14 protein-coding genes and 1 riboswitch are annotated in these 16,564 nt (G+C 53.7%); of the genes, 10 read left to right on the forward strand and 4 right to left on the reverse strand.

The window, feature by feature from the left end:
* Position 1: 1 nt before the first annotated feature.
* Both KO508_RS02990 and KO508_RS02995 read right to left on the reverse strand, forming a co-directional pair.
* Positions 2–1,120, reverse strand: a complete 1,119-nt coding sequence (locus KO508_RS02990) for a hypothetical protein (RefSeq protein ID WP_216006832.1) — start codon at positions 1,118–1,120, stop codon at positions 2–4.
* Positions 1,121–1,190: 70 nt separating this feature from the next.
* On the reverse strand, positions 1,191–2,483 hold the full coding sequence (locus KO508_RS02995; RefSeq protein ID WP_252737787.1) for a hypothetical protein: 1,293 nt from the start codon (positions 2,481–2,483) through the stop codon (positions 1,191–1,193).
* 209 nt (positions 2,484–2,692) lie between these two features.
* On the opposite strand from KO508_RS02995, the gene KO508_RS03000 reads away from it, so the two are divergent.
* Both KO508_RS03000 and KO508_RS03005 read left to right on the forward strand, forming a co-directional pair.
* Positions 2,693–3,697: a CobW family GTP-binding protein gene (locus KO508_RS03000; RefSeq protein ID WP_216006833.1), complete on the forward strand. Its 1,005-nt coding sequence runs from the start codon at positions 2,693–2,695 to the stop codon at positions 3,695–3,697.
* 86 nt (positions 3,698–3,783) lie between these two features.
* Positions 3,784–4,332, forward strand: coding sequence for a ZrgA family zinc uptake protein (locus KO508_RS03005; protein WP_216006834.1), 549 nt, complete (start codon positions 3,784–3,786; stop codon positions 4,330–4,332).
* Positions 4,333–4,334: 2 nt separating this feature from the next.
* On the opposite strand, the gene KO508_RS03010 is transcribed toward KO508_RS03005, so the two are convergent.
* On the reverse strand, positions 4,335–4,781 hold the full coding sequence (locus KO508_RS03010; RefSeq protein WP_252737789.1) for a DUF3299 domain-containing protein: 447 nt from the start codon (positions 4,779–4,781) through the stop codon (positions 4,335–4,337).
* Positions 4,782–4,938: 157 nt separating this feature from the next.
* Here KO508_RS03010 and KO508_RS03015 point away from each other — a divergent pair, with 157 nt between their 5' ends.
* The 7 genes from KO508_RS03015 (at position 4,939) to KO508_RS03045 (ending at position 12,584) form a co-directional block, all read left to right on the forward strand.
* Positions 4,939–5,655 (forward strand): ABC transporter ATP-binding protein, encoded by a 717-nt coding sequence (locus tag KO508_RS03015; RefSeq protein WP_216006836.1) that lies wholly within the window; start codon positions 4,939–4,941, stop codon positions 5,653–5,655.
* Positions 5,652–6,926: an ABC transporter permease gene (locus KO508_RS03020; protein ID WP_216006837.1), complete on the forward strand. Its 1,275-nt coding sequence runs from the start codon at positions 5,652–5,654 to the stop codon at positions 6,924–6,926. Before KO508_RS03015 ends, KO508_RS03020 begins: the two co-directional genes overlap by 4 nt.
* Positions 6,927–7,063: 137 nt before the next feature.
* Positions 7,064–8,431, forward strand: coding sequence for an amidase (locus tag KO508_RS03025; RefSeq protein ID WP_216006838.1), 1,368 nt, complete (start codon positions 7,064–7,066; stop codon positions 8,429–8,431).
* Positions 8,428–9,141: a 5-oxoprolinase subunit B family protein gene (locus KO508_RS03030; RefSeq protein ID WP_354667997.1), complete on the forward strand. Its 714-nt coding sequence runs from the start codon at positions 8,428–8,430 to the stop codon at positions 9,139–9,141. The genes KO508_RS03025 and KO508_RS03030 overlap by 4 nt, the downstream gene beginning before the upstream one ends.
* Positions 9,138–10,106 carry a biotin-dependent carboxyltransferase family protein gene (locus KO508_RS03035; protein ID WP_216006839.1) on the forward strand — a complete coding sequence of 323 codons (969 nt, stop codon included), beginning with the start codon at positions 9,138–9,140 and terminating at the stop codon, positions 10,104–10,106. The genes KO508_RS03030 and KO508_RS03035 overlap by 4 nt, the downstream gene beginning before the upstream one ends.
* A gap of 146 nt (positions 10,107–10,252) precedes the next feature.
* Complete coding sequence (gene nhaB, locus KO508_RS03040) at positions 10,253–11,758, forward strand: sodium/proton antiporter NhaB (protein WP_216006840.1); 1,506 nt, start codon at positions 10,253–10,255, stop codon at positions 11,756–11,758.
* 70 nt (positions 11,759–11,828) lie between these two features.
* Positions 11,829–12,584: a substrate-binding periplasmic protein gene (locus tag KO508_RS03045; RefSeq protein ID WP_354667998.1), complete on the forward strand. Its 756-nt coding sequence runs from the start codon at positions 11,829–11,831 to the stop codon at positions 12,582–12,584.
* 7 nt (positions 12,585–12,591) lie between these two features.
* Here the strand turns inward: KO508_RS03045 and KO508_RS03050 are convergent, their stop codons facing one another.
* Entirely contained in the window at positions 12,592–13,329 is a 738-nt protein-coding gene (locus tag KO508_RS03050) for a DUF3047 domain-containing protein (RefSeq protein ID WP_216006842.1), read from the reverse strand.
* A gap of 82 nt (positions 13,330–13,411) precedes the next feature.
* Positions 13,412–13,608, forward strand: a riboswitch (cobalamin riboswitch).
* A 145-nt stretch (positions 13,609–13,753) separates the two neighbouring features.
* On the opposite strand from KO508_RS03050, the gene KO508_RS03055 reads away from it, so the two are divergent.
* A complete protein-coding gene (locus KO508_RS03055; protein ID WP_216006843.1) occupies positions 13,754–16,522 on the forward strand; it encodes a ribonucleoside-diphosphate reductase subunit alpha in 2,769 nt (922 codons plus the stop codon).
* Positions 16,523–16,564 lie beyond the last annotated feature (42 nt).

Consider the following 16,564-nt stretch of genomic DNA (forward strand, 5'->3'; position numbering starts at 1 on the left):
ATCAGTATCCATGAGCCCCGTGTGCGCCGAGCGACACTACATATTGCAGCGCCACGGTATTATCCGCGTTGCTGAATCCGGTTGCCGACTGATGAGTGTATTGGAGCCTGAGTGTCGAAAAATGTGAACGCGACCAGGCCAACATGACATCCGTTTCTTTAAGGCGTTGGCTGTGGAAGTGATCACCGTGCGCCTCACGCAGGTCCACTTCGCCATACCGGATACCCGCCGACCACTGCGGCGCGAATTGGTGAACGCCAGACACGTACCAACCTTCGTGATAGTCATCAGAGGTCGCAAATTTATTTAAATCATCGGCATAGAGGTATTCCGCGCTAAGTGTGAACTGTTGTTCGCGGGTGTTGCCGTTTGGGGACCATTTCCAAACCACATCGGCAATGTAGAGGTTTTCACCGGTGTAGGATGCGCCATGACTGTGGTCGTGCCCGTGTTCGTCATCAAGGTCATGGTCATGGCCGTGGTCTTCTTCGTCCACGCTGATCTGACGGTTATGTAGATAAGACAGCCCTGCCTGCCAGCTTTGAGCGGCAGAAAGGTCGCCGCCTACTCGGGTATTCAGGGTATAGACACCGATATCTTCGGTTCCTTCCGAAAGTTGATCGCCACTGAAGGCCTCGGCGCCTATTTGCCAGTAAAACGGAGTGGGTAGGAGAGCATTTAGGCGCAGGCCGGTATCGTAATAGTGGCTTCCCAGCAGCGCCCGGTAAGCGGCTGGTCGCTCCACGAAATCATCTTCATGCATATGTCGGCCATTGAGGTAACCTACTTGAGAAAGGAAGCGGCCTGCTCGTACGTTCAGTCCAAGAGGTAAGCCGTTGGTTTGTAAGTAAGCCTCTTCAATCAGAATCTCACTCTCTCCATCATGTTCTTCGAAAACAGTGGTTAACCGCCCCGAGAATAGGTCGTCTATGGGAGAGGAGAGTGAGAGCTCTGTATGCCCTAAGCCAAATCCTTGTTCACGATGAGACAGCACGGTGTCATTCTGTTTGTAGTGTCCATCCAGAGTAAGGCTTACGTCTGGGTTGAGCTCGTTTGCTCCGGCACCGCTTGTGAGCAGTGCCAGTGATAAGGCGGTAAAAGGTACAATGCGATTTAACATGGGTACTCCAACGGCAACGCAACAAGGCAAGCCAGTGATCACCGGCCTGCCTTGTGCGGTTCATAATGGGTTAGTGCGAGTGTTCTTCGTTGTGCTCCCCATTCGTCAGGCCCAGCCAGACAACGGAAGACGCGTTAAAGCCTAGGTCGATGCTGCGGACAACATCACCATCAGCCATATCCACCTCAATCACGGTTTGATTGTGCAGTACGAACAAATGTTCTTGAGCCGCCGATACAGTCACCGCCAAGGTATCTTCTTCGCTGGGCGCGTCCATCAGCTGAACGGTTTTGAACAATGCCCAGTTATCGGCGGGGTTGAATAGCCGCAGGCTGCCGTCGTTACCAAGTACATAGAACACCTCACCGTGAGTCGTAAATCCTTGAGTGAGTCGGGCTACGTCTGAGCCAATATCCAGCTCTTGGTAAATAGTCGTTTCTGACTCTGGATCGATGATAAAGAGTTGGTCTCCTGCAATGCCCACCAGTTCTTCAACGTCGTGATTGCCGACGAGGGTTCCAATGCGTGCGCCTGTTTCAAGGCTGTCAGGGTTGGCCAATTTGGTAGCTGGATAGCCAGCTTCGTGGAGGTCGATCACCAGCACGCCGTCACCGCACCCAAACCCGAGACTATGCGCGTTCGTGGCGGCACCGTGGAGGTTCGGGCAGGCCTCGTCGTACCGAGTCTCGAAACCGAAACTGGAGCCGTCAAAATGATAACGCTCGACTGCCGCTGGGAGTGTGGTATCTGTAATGCCACTATCACGATAGGTCACGAATAGGTGGTCGCCAATCAGTTTGGCAACACCGTGCATGTTGTTTTCAAGATCGAGACTGGCGAGAGTGGAGCTGCTCCCCAAGGATGCGTCAGAAAAAACAGTCACTTTTGAACGGGCAGCAGAACCACCGTCAAAGAAGACGACACCGTAAGGCTCGCCCAAAGTGTAGTGAGTGGGCTTGTGGTCATTCAGCGTCAAGGGCAGCATGGTCGGGGCTTCGGCATAGTCGTGCAGATGATCGCCGTGATCCTCTGTATAAAGCCCGCCATCAAAGAACGACACTCGATCGTCTTCACGTTGGATAGCAACAGCATACCGATGATCGGGTGACGCATAGAGGCGTGGGGACTCACCGTCTATAGCCATGGACGTAAGTACCTCTTCATCGTCCAAGTTCAAGAACTTCAGGGCCGACGCATCCATATCAAACAGGGCCAGCCGCCCGCCGGTATCGATGTCTGTGTCATTGTGTGCCTCGTCTGAACTACTTCCACCACAGGCCGTTAGGAGTGTTGCTGTGGTCAGCGCCAAGATAGTCCCAAAGGGACGAAGCGTTGAAGTGAGCGGTCGGGGTTCGTAGATCATAAATTCTCCTATTTGATGTTATAACATTGCATCGTTGAAGTTGAAACGAGCCAATCCCGATTCAAGACATGGAGTGTTATCCTTTTGGGCGTAGACCCTTTCAGGGGGGGTTGGTCTAAAAAAGTGTAATGTTTCTTAATGACTCCAAATGTTATGTTATAACATATTTGGTGTAAAGCAGAGTTTATCCGACGACGAAGGATCAGCAGATGGCAGGCAACCAAACACGCATTCCCACTCACTTAGTGCTTGGTTTTCTCGGTGCTGGAAAAACCACGGCAATTCTCAATCTGTTGAAACAGAAGCCGGAAGGCGAACGCTGGGCGGTGTTGGTTAATGAATTCGGCGAGGTTGGTATTGATGGAGCCTTTTTGTCTAATCAGGGTGTGGCGGTTAAAGAGGTGCCTGGTGGCTGTATGTGCTGTATTTCCGGGCTGCCTATGCAGATTGGGCTCAACAGTTTAATCAGCTTTGCACGTCCTGATCGGTTGTTTATCGAACCAACAGGGTTGGGCCACCCGGCACAGGTGATCGATACGCTAACGGGTGAGTTTTACAGAGATGTATTGAGTCTTTCCACATCCGTTTGCTTGGTTGATCCGCGTAGGTTGGAAGATAAACGTGTGCTTGCTAGCCGACAATTTCATGACCAAGTGGCTGTGGCTGACGTGTTGGTGGCGAGCAAAGCAGATCTGTGTACGGCTCATCAGTTGGATCAATTTGATATCTGGGCAAACACTTGGCAACCCGCAAAGCAGCGCATTGGGCCGGTCAGTGGGGGTGAGCTTCCGCTAGATTGGCTAGCAGGTAGTTCGGGCAACCTGCCTCCACATTATCCTGAAAGTCACCACCACCATCATCATAGTAAAGCTTCGGCTGAAAAACCTTCGCTGGCGGATGAGCCCTGGCAGTATTACTTCGGCCAGGGCGAAGGTTATAACAGCATGGGCTGGCGGGTTCATGAAGACCTAGTGTTTGATCCGATCGCGTTGCAAAGCTTGGCCTCCAGTGCGGAGTTTGAGCGCTTCAAAGGGGTGGCACGTACAACCAGAGGCTGGTGGATGTTTAATGCCGTGGAGGGTGCATTAACGCTGCTAGACGCGGAGCCGACCGATGAGTCCCGGCTTGAGATTATCAGCCGAAAGCTGGAGCCAGTGCAGTTGGATCAGCAGCTTCGAGCTGCCTTAGCTGAACCTACTAAGCCCAAATTATAACCATCTATACTCAGCTGCTCAGTTGAGTTTTAACAGGCGGGGAACCTAAACACTTGCCCGACTATTAACTGCAATAAGGTAGAGAAATGTTATCCAAAAAACGAGTGGTTATCACCATCGCCTCGGCACTCATCGGTTCGCCCCTAATGGCTGCAGACAATCCCGCTTCACATCTGCACGGACAGGCCAACCTGCAACTTGCTTTCAACGATAACCGGGTTGATTTACTGTTCGAGTCTCCCGCTGGTAACTTGCTAGGGTTCGAGCATGAACCGCGTACAACGGAACAACAACAAACGTTAGATAGGGTCACTAGTTGGCTAAAGGCTACACCGCTCATCAATACCTCCGAATCAACATGCACAGTTGAGGCTGCTAACGTTCAGCGCCTAGGGCATGATGATGGGCACGCTCACGCTCATACCCACACCCATGGCGAGGAGGAGCATCATGCTGACATTGAAGTTACTCAGGTTCTGGTGTGCTCCGGTTTAAAACAAGCAGCGTCTCTGGTAACGCCTATTTCCACTCGCTTCTCAGGCGTGGAACATCTCAATATCGAATGGGTTGGCCCAGATGGGCAGGGCGCAACCCGATTGGAGTCTGGGGATCAGCTTTTTAAGCTTGGGCGCTGAGGTTACTCTTCATAGGGTTCAACGGCTTCGGCAACCATGGAGTAGGATGAGGTGCCAATGGCGGTTTCGGTGTGGTCAATCACCAGAGTACCTTCAACCCACACGGGGTCGTACAAAGCTTCAAGCTTAAACCCTTGTTTGTATTTTATATGGATAATTTGGTTGGGCGGCGGAGGCGGAACGTGTATGCAGGCGCCATAATAGGGCACCAGAAAGAACTCTAATATGCGCATGTCTTTGGTTGTTTTCAGAGGCACGACAAAACCGGGGATTCTGCTTTCAATATTGCTCATTTCCGGAACAACCCGACCGGTCATGATTTCGTCTGGCAATAGGGGCGGCCCATCACCCTCATGCTCCAGTTCTGGCATGTTTTCCAGCAGCGCCAGATCCTCGGCGGGCATGAGCTCTAGCCAGTCGATTTCACGCGGTTCTGAGCTTGCTTGCATAGAAATGCTCAGCAATAAAATTAGAAAAGCTGGTACGAGAGCCTTTGTAGGGCCTTGAAAAGAGTGGAGCATTGCAAACTTCCCCGGAAAACATGCAGCCGTTTAAGCGGTTGCGGATAAGATAAAGGCATAATACACGGAGCCGTTAACGATCAACATGAACAGCCAGTTATTATCCAGCGCAGATGGGTCTATCGATAAGCCTGAAGCAATTGAAACCTCAAATCTCACGTTTTGCTGGGACCGTCTTCAGCCGACGCTAAGATTCCCTGATTTTAGCCTGCCTCGAGGCGAGCATCTTTTTTTATACGGCCCAAGCGGGACCGGAAAAAGTACGCTCCTAAGCCTCTTGGCTGGAATGCTTTCGCCAGCCAGTGGCGTGGTCAAATTGTTAGGCACCGAATTCCACAGGTCCGATGCAGGCAAGCGCGATCGTTTTCGAGCGGATCATATCGGTGTGATTTTCCAGCAATTCAACCTTGTGCCTTACCTCACCGCCGAAGCCAATGTGACTCTGCCTTGCAAACTTTCATCTCGACGTAAATCCGCAACTGGGGAAAGCCCAACACTGGCGGCACAACGGCTATTGTCTGCTTTGGCTATTCCAGAGAGCCATTGGCAACGTAAGGTTACCCAACTGAGCATTGGTCAGCAGCAACGCATTGCCGCTGCACGGGCGCTCATTGGCGCTCCGGAGATTATTTTGGCTGATGAGCCTACATCCGCACTGGATAGCGATAACCGTGACCGCTTCATCAACCTGCTATTAGCTCTGGCCGGCGAGCGCAACACATCCGTGGTGTTTGTTAGCCATGACAGGTCGCTTGCGCGGCACTTTCATCATCAGATTGAGCTTGGTCAGGTGTCAGCATGAAGATTCGTCTCGCATTGTCTCTGGCAACAGCAAGCCTTTGGTACAGGCGCAAGGTGCTGGCGCTCGTGTGTCTCACCCTTACTCTTAGCGTCACCCTGCTACTTGGCGTCCAGTACTTGCGTACTGAAGTGAAGCAGTCGTTTACCAGCACCATCAGCGATACCGACCTGATTATCGGCGCCCGCAGTGGCCAGCTTAACCTACTGCTGTACACGGTGTTTCATATGGGAGATGCCACAAATAATATCCGCTGGTCGACTTTTCAGGCTCTCGAGAAAGATGCGCGTATCGACTGGCTGATTCCTATTTCATTGGGTGACAGCTACAAGGGATTCCGAGTTGTAGCCACCGACAAAGCATTTAAGGAGCACTTCCGGTACGGCCAAGGTCAACCTTTAGAGCTAGCGGGTGGCCAATGGTCTGAGGGGATTTTTGATGTGGTATTGGGTGCGGGCGTTGCAAGAACCCTGAGCCATCAGCTTAATGATGAAGTCATCTTGTCTCACGGCGGCGGGCGTACCAGTTTCTCCAATCACAAAGACACGCCCTTCAAGGTAACCGGCATTCTTGAGGCTACGGGCACACCGGTGGATCAAGCTGTATATATCAGCCTTCAAGGGATGGAGGCGATACACGTAGGTTGGGAATCGGGGGTCGCAATTCCTGGGCGCACACTCACGCCCGAGCGGGCGCAGGGTCGAGATCTCACACCTAGCGCGATTACCGCCGTGTTTGCCGGGCTGGATCGCAAAATTCTGACATTCCGTGTGCAGCGCGACATTAACCAGTACGCTGAGGAGCCGCTTTCTGCCATCTTGCCAGGTGTTGCCTTGAGCGAGCTATGGCGCTTGATGGGCCAGTTTGAACGGGCGTTGCTTGGTATAACCGGCTTCGTTGTGGTGACCAGTTTAATCGGTTTGATTGCGGTACTGCTCACACTGCAAGCCCAGCGCTCGCATGAGATTGCGGTCCTGCGCGCGACCGGTGCATCTCCCGGGCTGATCGCCAGCCTCTATGTGATTGAATGCTTGGCGCTAGCCGTGGTGGCTTGTTTGAGTGCGCTTGTATTGAGCTCTCTGGCAATCTCAATACTTGGCCCTTGGTTACTGACAAATTACGGCATTCAGATTCAATTGCGCTCCTTGAACCTAGAAGAGTGGGCTCTGCTGGCTTCTGTGCCGCTGGCGGCCTTGTTGGTGGCCTTTGTTCCAGCATTAAGCGCTTGGCAGACAAGCAGATCACAAGGATTTGGAAGCCCGGACAAGTTGTAAAGGAAGCTCAATGAGGCTTCAGTAAAATCCGGGTATTTTTCAGTTGCCAATCGTTTTGTGCGTTGGCAAGTGTATCCACTAGACTGGGAGCCAGAGATTACTTTAAGCAACAGCTACCACGAGGCCGCAGTGGGAATATGAAACGACAATCTGGCCAGCCACCTTTAAAGCTGAAAGAGGCAACCTTGTCGTCGTTGTTGACCGGGTTGCAGCAGGGCAAATGGTCTGCCAAGCAACTTCTTGAAACCTGCCTTAGCAATATTGATCGGCATGATGACCCCGCAAATCAGGTTTACACCGCCCGCTTTGATCGCACAGCCAGAGCTGAGGCCGCCGCTATGGATACGCTGCAACAAAGTCGTGTGCCAATGGGAGAGCTTGCCGGGCTGCCCATTGCACTAAAAGTACTGTTTGATGTTGCCGGTGAAGTGACCCATTCAGGCTCCAAATGGTGGAGCCAGAAAGCGCCAAGCGATGCGCTGATTGTCTCGCGCCTGCGCCGGGCTGGAGCAGTCATCACCGGCCACACCAACATGACCGAGTTTGCATATTCGGGCCTTGGGCTTAACCCCCACTACGGCACGCCTGCCAACCCGCTAGCATCAGGCCGTATATCCGGAGGCTCATCATCCGGAGCTGCAGCCGCTGTCGCTTGTGGAATGGCTGTGGCAGCGATTGGAAGTGACACTGGAGGTTCGGTGCGCATACCTGCCGCTTTCTGCGGTTTGGTGGGCTTCAAACCTACCCAAAAACGCATACCTCGTGACGGTGTGTTCCCCTTATCTCAAAGCCTCGACTCCATTGGTCCTATCGCCCATAGCGTTGATTGCTGTGCGCGATTGGATGCCGTGATGGCAGGGGAGCCTTGGCAGAAGAACGCTCAGGCAGATCTGCGCGGCCGCCGCTTTGTGGTACCCACTAACTACATGCTGGACGACTTGTCTTCCGGGGTCGCTGAAGCGTTCGCCAGCAGTCTGCGCAAACTGCGCGATTGCGGGGCTCAGGTCGTGGAAACACAGGTTCCTGTGTTGGATAGATTACCGGAGCTTATGAAGAGTGGAGGGCTTGCAGCCGCTGAGAGCTATCATGTCCATCGCCACTGGCTTCAGCAACACGGAAACGAATACGACCCACGGGTGCGGGAGCGCATGGAGCGGGGCGCGGGTATCAGTGCGGCAGATTACCTCGACCTGCTGCAGCTACGGGCGGCGCTAAAAAAGCAGGCAAGCCAATGGCTTAGTGCCTACGACGGGCTTCTTGCGCCCACGGTTGCTATTGCGCCACCTCTGCTTACAGAGTTGGAGAGCGATGCGGATTACTTACGCCTGAACTTGCTTGTATTGCGCAACCCAACGGTCGCGAACCTTCTTGATCTCTGCGCTATTACGCTCCCAAATCATCGCAGTGGTGACTTGCCCAGCGGCCTGATGTTAGTTGGCCAACATGGCTCCGATCGCAGTTTGCTTGGCGTTGCGCAGGCTGTGGAAGAGGCAATCTCATCGTGAGTTGGAAGCCCGTGCTCGAATCTGCCGGGTTGGATGCCTGGATTGTCAGGATGTTTGCGTCGATTGACGAGCGTAATGTGTCCTGGCTGTCTGCGTTGGCACGCCGGTGTGAGGAGGCCTTTGGCGATGCGCTGGTTGATCTAGTACCCTCCTATACAACGCTTCTGATTGTGTTTGATCCGCTTAGCGTGTCGCCCTCGCAGGCACGGGCAATTATTTGCCAGACGTTGGTTGATCTTGAACCGGAAGAGACTGCCCATGAAGGTGAGGTACACGAATTGCCCACTTGGTACGACGCCCGCGTAGGCCCGGAACTACCAAGGGTAGCGGAAGGCGCTGGTATGGCGGTTAGTGATGTTATTGAAGCCCACAGCGAGCGCGCCTATAGGGTTTTTGCCTTGGGTTTTGCACCGGGCTTTGCCTTTATGGGCTTAGTCGATCCTCGCCTCGAATGCGCACGCCTGAATACGCCCCGCAAGCGGGTTCCCGCCGGAAGTGTTGCTCTTGCAGGGCTCCAAACAGCAGCATACCCAACAGAAACCCCGGGTGGTTGGAACCTACTGGGACGCACCAGTGCGCGCCTATTCGATCGTGAGCGTGACGGCTTTAGTCTTCTGAGGGTAGGCGATCGGGTGCGTTTTGTCCCTGTGAGCCGCGAGGTATTTGAACGTGAGGGCGGAAACACCGCGCCACTGGAGCCCATAACGTGACACAACATGATTTGCCTGAGCCGGGTATCCGAGTGCTGTGTGCCGGGCCCCTCGCATTGCTACAGGACAGCGGGCGGTTTGGAGTGCGGCATTTAGGTGTGACTCAGGGCGGGCCAGCAGATCTGTACTCGTGGGCTTGGGCCAACCATCTCACGGGCAATCTCTGGGGATCTGCCAATCTGGAAATCACCTTCGGCGGGCTGAAGCTCGTCGCGGTGAGAGATCTGGAAATCGCGATTACCGGTGCAGACTTGGGCGCCACCATTGAGCACAAGCCAGTTCCGCTGTGGCAACGAACAATCTGGAAAGCTGGCGACACACTGACATTCGCTGCGCCGGTAAGTGGACTAAGGGCTTATCTTGCTGTGTGTGGTGGCTTTGCGGCAGAGCCCGTGTTGGGCAGCGTGGCTTGCGTAACCCGTGAAGAGTTGGGTGGTTTTGAAGGCAATGGCGCAAAGTTGGCAACAGGCGATGAGCTTTCGGTTAATCGTTCAGGCTCCGGCCAACAACTGGCAAACGCGCCAACTGAAGCTCCGAAGGATGTTTTGCCAGATTTCAGCCAGCCAGCGGTGCTGGATCTTCTGCCGGGTGCCCAGATTGCATCTTTCACTGGTCGCAGCCTGTTCGACGCATTTAATACTTGGTGGCAAGTGGATGACCGTGCTGATCGAATGGGTGTACGCCTGAGAGGCCCAACGTTGAACTGCAAGATCAATACGCTCATTTCAGAAGGTATTAGTCTCGGCAGCGTTCAGGTGCCACCGGATGGTCAGCCGATCATTTTATTGAATGATCGCCAGACCATTGGCGGTTATCCCCGATTGGGCGCACTGTCGCCGCTCTCTGCTTCGCGGTTAGCTCAGTGTTTACCGAGAGAGCCTGTAAGGCTGATTGCAAGAGGGAGTGATGCTGTGCTCAAAGAACATCGGATGTTCAGGGCTGTTTTTCACTCTGAGCCTGTTTAGAGCGCGATGGGTGGTGCGAAGCGGGCAGTACTAAAGAACAAGGCTATCCTGTATCTTTATACAATTAACCGGCGCAGAAATATCAAGGAAGATACAGGCATGTCGCCCCATACTGTTTTGGCCCGCTAACCCAGAAGAACCCCGCAATGCCCACAACCATTTTTTCTGCCTTCACCAGTAATTTTCTTGGCAAGGCTCCGGTCTGGTACAAACAGATCATTTTACTGTTTCTTATCGTTAATCCGATTGTGATGTATCTTCTGGGGCCAGTTTCAGCGGGCTGGCTGCTTATCGCCGAGTTTATCTTCACCCTTGCCATGGCACTGAAATGTTATCCATTGCTGCCCGGTGGTTTGTTGGCAATAGAAGCCTTGTTGATTGGCCTTACCACGCCAGACGCGGTGTACCTGGAAGTGCTCACCAACTTTCCGGTTATTCTGTTGCTAATGTTCATGGTGGCAGGCATTTACTTTATGCAGGATCTGCTGCTCGTTGCGTTCACCCAGATTCTGGTGGGAGTGCATTCTAAGTCGGCCCTGTCACTTTTGTTCTGCATCGCGGCTGCGTTGCTTTCCGCTTTTTTGGATGCGTTGACGGTCACCGCCGTTATTATCAGCGTTGCTGTCGGTTTCTTCTCCGTTTATCACAAGGTGGCCTCTGGTAAGGGGTATCAGAGCAGCGACCACAATTCCGATAGTGATGACGAGGTTATCGAGCTGCACCGCAACGATTTGGAAAACTTTCGGGCTTTTCTGCGTAGTCTGTTAATGCACGGTGCCATAGGTACGGCCCTTGGTGGTGTTGCAACCATGGTAGGCGAACCTCAAAACCTGTTGATTGCTAAGGTAGTGGGCTGGGACTTTATCGGGTTCTTTTTGCATATGGCGCCGGTGAGCATGCCGGTGTTGGCAGCCGGGTTAGTAACCTGCTGGGTACTGGAGAAAATGCGCTGGTTTGGCTATGGCGGGCGTCTGCCTAAGTCGGTGCGCCGTGTATTGGAAGAGTTTGCGGATAACGAGCGCGCCAAGCGTACCAAGGCCGATCAGGCGGCACTTTGGGTGCAGGCTTGCGCGGCGGTTATTTTGGTCGTGGGCTTGGCTTTGCATCTGGCCGAAGTCGGCCTGATTGGTCTGCTTGTTATTATCCTGATTACATCATTCACTGGCGTAACCAGTGAGCACCAGATAGGTAAAGCCTTTCAGGAGTCTCTACCGTTCACATCGCTTCTAGTTGTGTTCTTTGCAGTGGTGGCGGTGATTCACGAGCAGCACCTGTTCAAACCCGTAATCGATCACGTATTGTCACTTCCGGAAGGGCAGCAGCCGGGTATGTTCTTCATTGCCAATGGCCTGCTTTCGATGATCAGCGACAACGTGTTTGTGGCGACGGTTTATATCAGTGAAATTAAGCAGGCGCTGGATGCGGGTAGTATCAGTTATGAGCATTTTCAGAGCCTTGCCGTTGCAATCAATACCGGCACCAACTTGCCAAGCGTAGCGACACCCAATGGTCAGGCCGCCTTCCTGTTTCTGCTGACTTCAGCCATTGCACCATTGGTTCGCTTATCTTATGGTCGAATGGTTGTTATGGCGTTCCCGTACACGGTGGTGATGGGAGGTGTGGGATTGTATATGGTTATGTACCATATCTAGCATGCAAAAAATCTGGCGTTCTTATTGTGCTTCGGTTTTCACTCGGTGCTTTTTTGTTCGGCGTGTAACAGTGCTTACGCTGTTGGGGCTTGTTGTCCTCGCAAAGCCTGTGCTGGCCGAGAATGCAGTGCGTATTGGCTATACCGAGTTCCCTCCCATTGAATACCAGAATGAACAGGGCCAGCCTGCAGGCTATTTTATTGAACTCACCCGAAAAGTTGTTCAGGAAGCAGGCTATGAGCCCGAGTTTATTTACCTGCCTATAAGCCGGGCTTATCTGTATTTAAAAAGCGGTGCGATTGATTTGTTTCCCGGTCTCTCCGGGGTTCCGGTGCTCCAGAGTGAGGTGCTAGAGAGCTGGGTGAATGTATACCCGGTTAAGTTGTACGCCTGGCACCTTGAGGACTCGGCTCCGTTGACACATTTTGACCAGCTTGAGGGTAAAACCGTTATCGTGATCAATGGCTACACGTATGGAGGCCTGCTTTCTTGGCTTGAGAAATCTGATCGCATACGGTTAACCGAGGCGCCTAATAATGGCGCGGCGCTTGAGATGTTGAGGCTCAAGCGCGGAGATTATGTTTTGGATTACCTCGAACCGGCTGAGGAAATACTGCGCCAGCAACCAACACATAGAATCCGTGGTTCGGAACTGCGATCCCGCTATTCAGCGTGGCTTTATTCTCTGGCAAGTCCCAGAGCATCACTGCTCCGGGAGGAGCTTGACGATGCTTATCTACGCCTTCTCAGCCGAGGTGAGGTAGCGCCCGTTCGGAAGCTCAAGGCAGGCTTCGTTATCCCCGGATTTCCTGAACAGCACCGTTAAGAGGGCACTAGTTGGGGCTAGCGCGGGTGAGGGTGATATCGCCGTACCAAGCGGTTGCCTCTTCGCCGGTATTGTCTGAATCTGACATGATCGCAATACCCCGAATGGGCGGAGGGCTTTCTCCAAAGGCTTGGCGATAATCCGCAACAATATCCCGCTCTATACTCACCCACTCCCCGGCTTTCCCGTTGCCGGAGTTGACGGCAATCATCATGGTTTTGTCTGTATAGGGGTTGGGTATAAACTCGCCCTCCGGCAGAGTGTTTGCCCATATGTAGTTCAAGGCATTACCCGGTAGCTCTGCGCCAAAGAGCAGTGCGACGGTTTTGCGCTTGGCCCGTTCAAAAAATCCAGCTTTATCAGGCTCAAACTCGAAGGCAATGTAAATCCGGGCAGGGTAGTCATCGCCGGGTTTTGTACGAGCATTGCCCTTCTCAAAAACATTGGATACCTTCCAGCGCCAGCTAAGTATCGGTGAGTTCTCTGGCCGTACATCCAAGCGGGTGATAAGGCCAGACGCACCTCCGGAGGTGTTGGCTTGAACAACTTGAATTCCATTCTCAAGCATTAGCTCGTAGCGGGAGTGCGTTTCTATATCCGGGAACTCCAGCGGTTCCCAACCGTCTGTCAGCGACGTCATTTTGGAGAATGCAGGAAGCAGCGGCTCTTGTGCTAGCAGGTGCTTAGGGGCGAGGCTGGCCAAAGTAGCAACAAGCAAAATAACAGCGCGGTTGGTGATCAGCATGAAAATGTCCCACTTTGCAGTGTGTTTGTGGTAGACCCGGCGGGTCGGGAACGGTTGCCTTGTTTCTCGAAATTTTCCCGTATATAGTGCCGTAATCCTTGGTTGAATACCAAATATGGTATTCGGGAATCCGGTGAGAATCCGGAACTGACGCGCAGCGGTATTGGGGAACGAGTGTGGTACAAAGACACTGGCTGAGGCCGGGAAGTCACCACGCAAGGCAGAATTAACAGGTTCATGCCCCTAAGTCCGAAGACCAGCCAAGGAATACTACTACTGTACCTTCGCGACTCAGGCGCCAACTCAGGCCCAACAAGGTAAGCAGCAACGAACAGCGCATAGAACAGCCCCTACGGGCCGATGTGCTTGTTTGTCCTGCGTACGCGAAGGTTACGGACTTAACGCGTACTCAGGAGAAAAGCACATGTCTGCGACCGCTCTCGCCGAGCCCCGATCTTCATCGCCATCCGCCACCGAAACCCTTCAGGTAATCAAGCGTAACGGCAATTTGGTCAATTTTACCCCGTCTAAAATCAGCGTAGCGGTTACTAAGGCTTTCCTCGCTGTTGAAGGCGATCAAGCTGCGGGCTCTGCCCGTATCAACGACGCCGTCCATCGAGTAACTGAGCAAGTAGTGCAAGCCATCAGCCGCCGCCTGAAAGCGGGCGGCCGTGTTCATATTGAAGATATACAAGACCAGGTAGAACTGGCCTTGATGCGCGCAGAAGAACAAAAGGTGGCCCGCGCTTATGTACTCTACCGTGAAGAACATGCCCGCAAACGTGCTCAGCATGAGCCTGTAGAGGCTCACCCAACGTTGACGGTGAAACGGCCTGATGGCCAAACGGTACCACTGGACTTGGGCTTGATGAAGCAGCAAGTGGACAGTGCGGCACTCGGGTTAGAAGGTATTGAAACTGAGTCCTTGGTGGAAGAGGCCATTCGCAACCTTTACAACGGCATCGACGAAGCCGAAGTGCTAAGCGCCTTGATTATGACCGCCCGCGGCCGTATTGAGCGGGAACCAGACTATAGCGCTGTAACCGCCCGCTTGCTCTTGGAACAGCTGCGCCTTGAAAGCGTGACCGCACTGAACCTTGACACCACTCTGAGCCTCGCCGACGTTTATCCACAAGCTCTGAGCGCTTTTATTCACGCTGGCATTCGTTACGAGTTGTTGGATGAAGCCATGGCCGCGTTTGATCTTGAGCAGCTGGGTGCCGCGATCAAGCCTGAACGTGACCAGAAGTTTGGCTTCTTAGGTCTGCAAACCCTGTACGACCGTTACTTCCTGCACTGGAAAGAAGATCGTCTGGAGCTGCCACAGGTATTCTTTATGCGCGTTGCCATGGGCTTGGCGCTACGTGAAGACGATCCGAACAGCCGTGCCATAGAGTTCTATAACCTATTGTCGTCCTTCGACTACATGTCCTCCACCCCCACACTGTTCAACAGTGGCACCCGCCACTCCCAACTGTCGTCCTGCTACCTCACCACCGTGGGCGACGACCTTGAAGGCATCTACGGCGCCATTCGCGACAACGCTCTGCTCTCCAAATGGGCTGGCGGACTGGGTAATGACTGGACTCCGGTGCGCGCTCTGGGCTCCCGCATCAAAGGCACCAACGGCCAAAGCCAAGGCGTAGTGCCCTTCTTGAAAGTAGTGAACGACACCGCCGTCGCCGTAAACCAAGGCGGCAAGCGCAAAGGTGCCGTGTGCGCCTACCTAGAAAGCTGGCATCTGGACATCGAAGAGTTTCTGGAACTGCGTAAAAACACCGGTGATGAACGCCGCCGTACCCACGACATGAACACCGCCAATTGGGTGCCGGACTTGCTGATTGAGCGCATGCGACAAGACCGCGACTGGACCCTGTTCAGCCCCAGCGATGTGCCCGATCTGCATGACCTTTACGGCAATGAATTCCGCGAGCGTTACGAACACTACGAAGCACTGGCTGCAGAAGGCAAAATCGAACTATTCAAAACCATCCCGGCCAAACAGCTGTGGCGCAAAATGCTGACCGTACTGTTTGAAACCGGCCACCCGTGGATCACCTTCAAAGACCCCTGCAATCTGCGCTCGCCGCAGCAGCACAAGGGCGTGGTGCATAGCTCCAACTTGTGCACCGAAATCACCCTGAACACCAGCGTCGACGAAATTGCCGTATGCAATCTGGGCTCGGTGAACCTCGCCGCTCACATCAACAACGGCGAGCTGGACGTACAGCGACTTGAGCGCACCGTAAACACCGCCGTGCGCATGCTCGATAACGTTATCGACATCAACTTCTACGCCGTACCTCAAGCGCGTAACTCCAACCTGAAACACCGCCCGGTGGGCCTCGGCCTGATGGGTTTTCAGGATGCGCTTTACGCACTGGGCCTGCCGTACACTAGCCCACAAGCGGTGGAATTCGCCGATGTGGCCATGGAGCAGTTGAGCTACTTCGCCATACGTGCATCCGCCCAGCTGGCAGCAGAGCGGGGCGCTTATGAAAGCTACGAAGGCTCTCTGTGGAGTCAGGGAATACTGCCCATCGATTCCATTGAATTGCTGAAAAATGCGCGCCGGGAAGGTGATATCAGCGTGAACACCGACAGCCGTCTGGACTGGGCGCCAGTGCGCGATCTCATTGCACAGCACGGCATGCGCAACAGTAACGTGATGGCCATTGCACCCACCGCCACCATTTCCAACATCGTGGGCGTGTCTCAATCCATCGAACCGGCGTACCAAAACCTGTTCGTGAAATCGAACCTCTCCGGTGAATTCACCGTGGTGAATCCCTCGCTGGTGCGCGACCTCAAGGCGGTCGGCCTGTGGGACAACGTGATGGTGAACGACCTCAAATATTTCGACGGCAGCGTGCAGCAAATCGAACGCATACCCACGGAACTGAAATCCCGTTACGCCACTGCGTTTGAGATCGACGCGCGCTGGCTGGTGGAAGCTGCATCCCGCCGCCAGAAGTGGCTGGACCAGGCCCAGAGCCTGAACCTCTACATGGCCGAACCTAGCGGTAAAAAACTGGATGAACTCTACCAACTGGCCTGGGAGCGTGGCTTGAAAACTACCTACTACCTGCGCTCGCTGGGTGCGACCGGCGTGAACCAGCAGGATGCCCCCGTGGCGGCACCGCAGCCACAAGTATGCAGCATTGATGAACCCGACTGCGAAGCATGTCAGTGAGCGATAACCAGAGCGGTTCCGCACCAAAATTGCAGGCTTAAC

This window comes from Marinobacter salexigens (assembly GCF_018860765.1).
Lineage (GTDB): Bacteria > Pseudomonadota > Gammaproteobacteria > Pseudomonadales > Oleiphilaceae > Marinobacter > Marinobacter salexigens_A.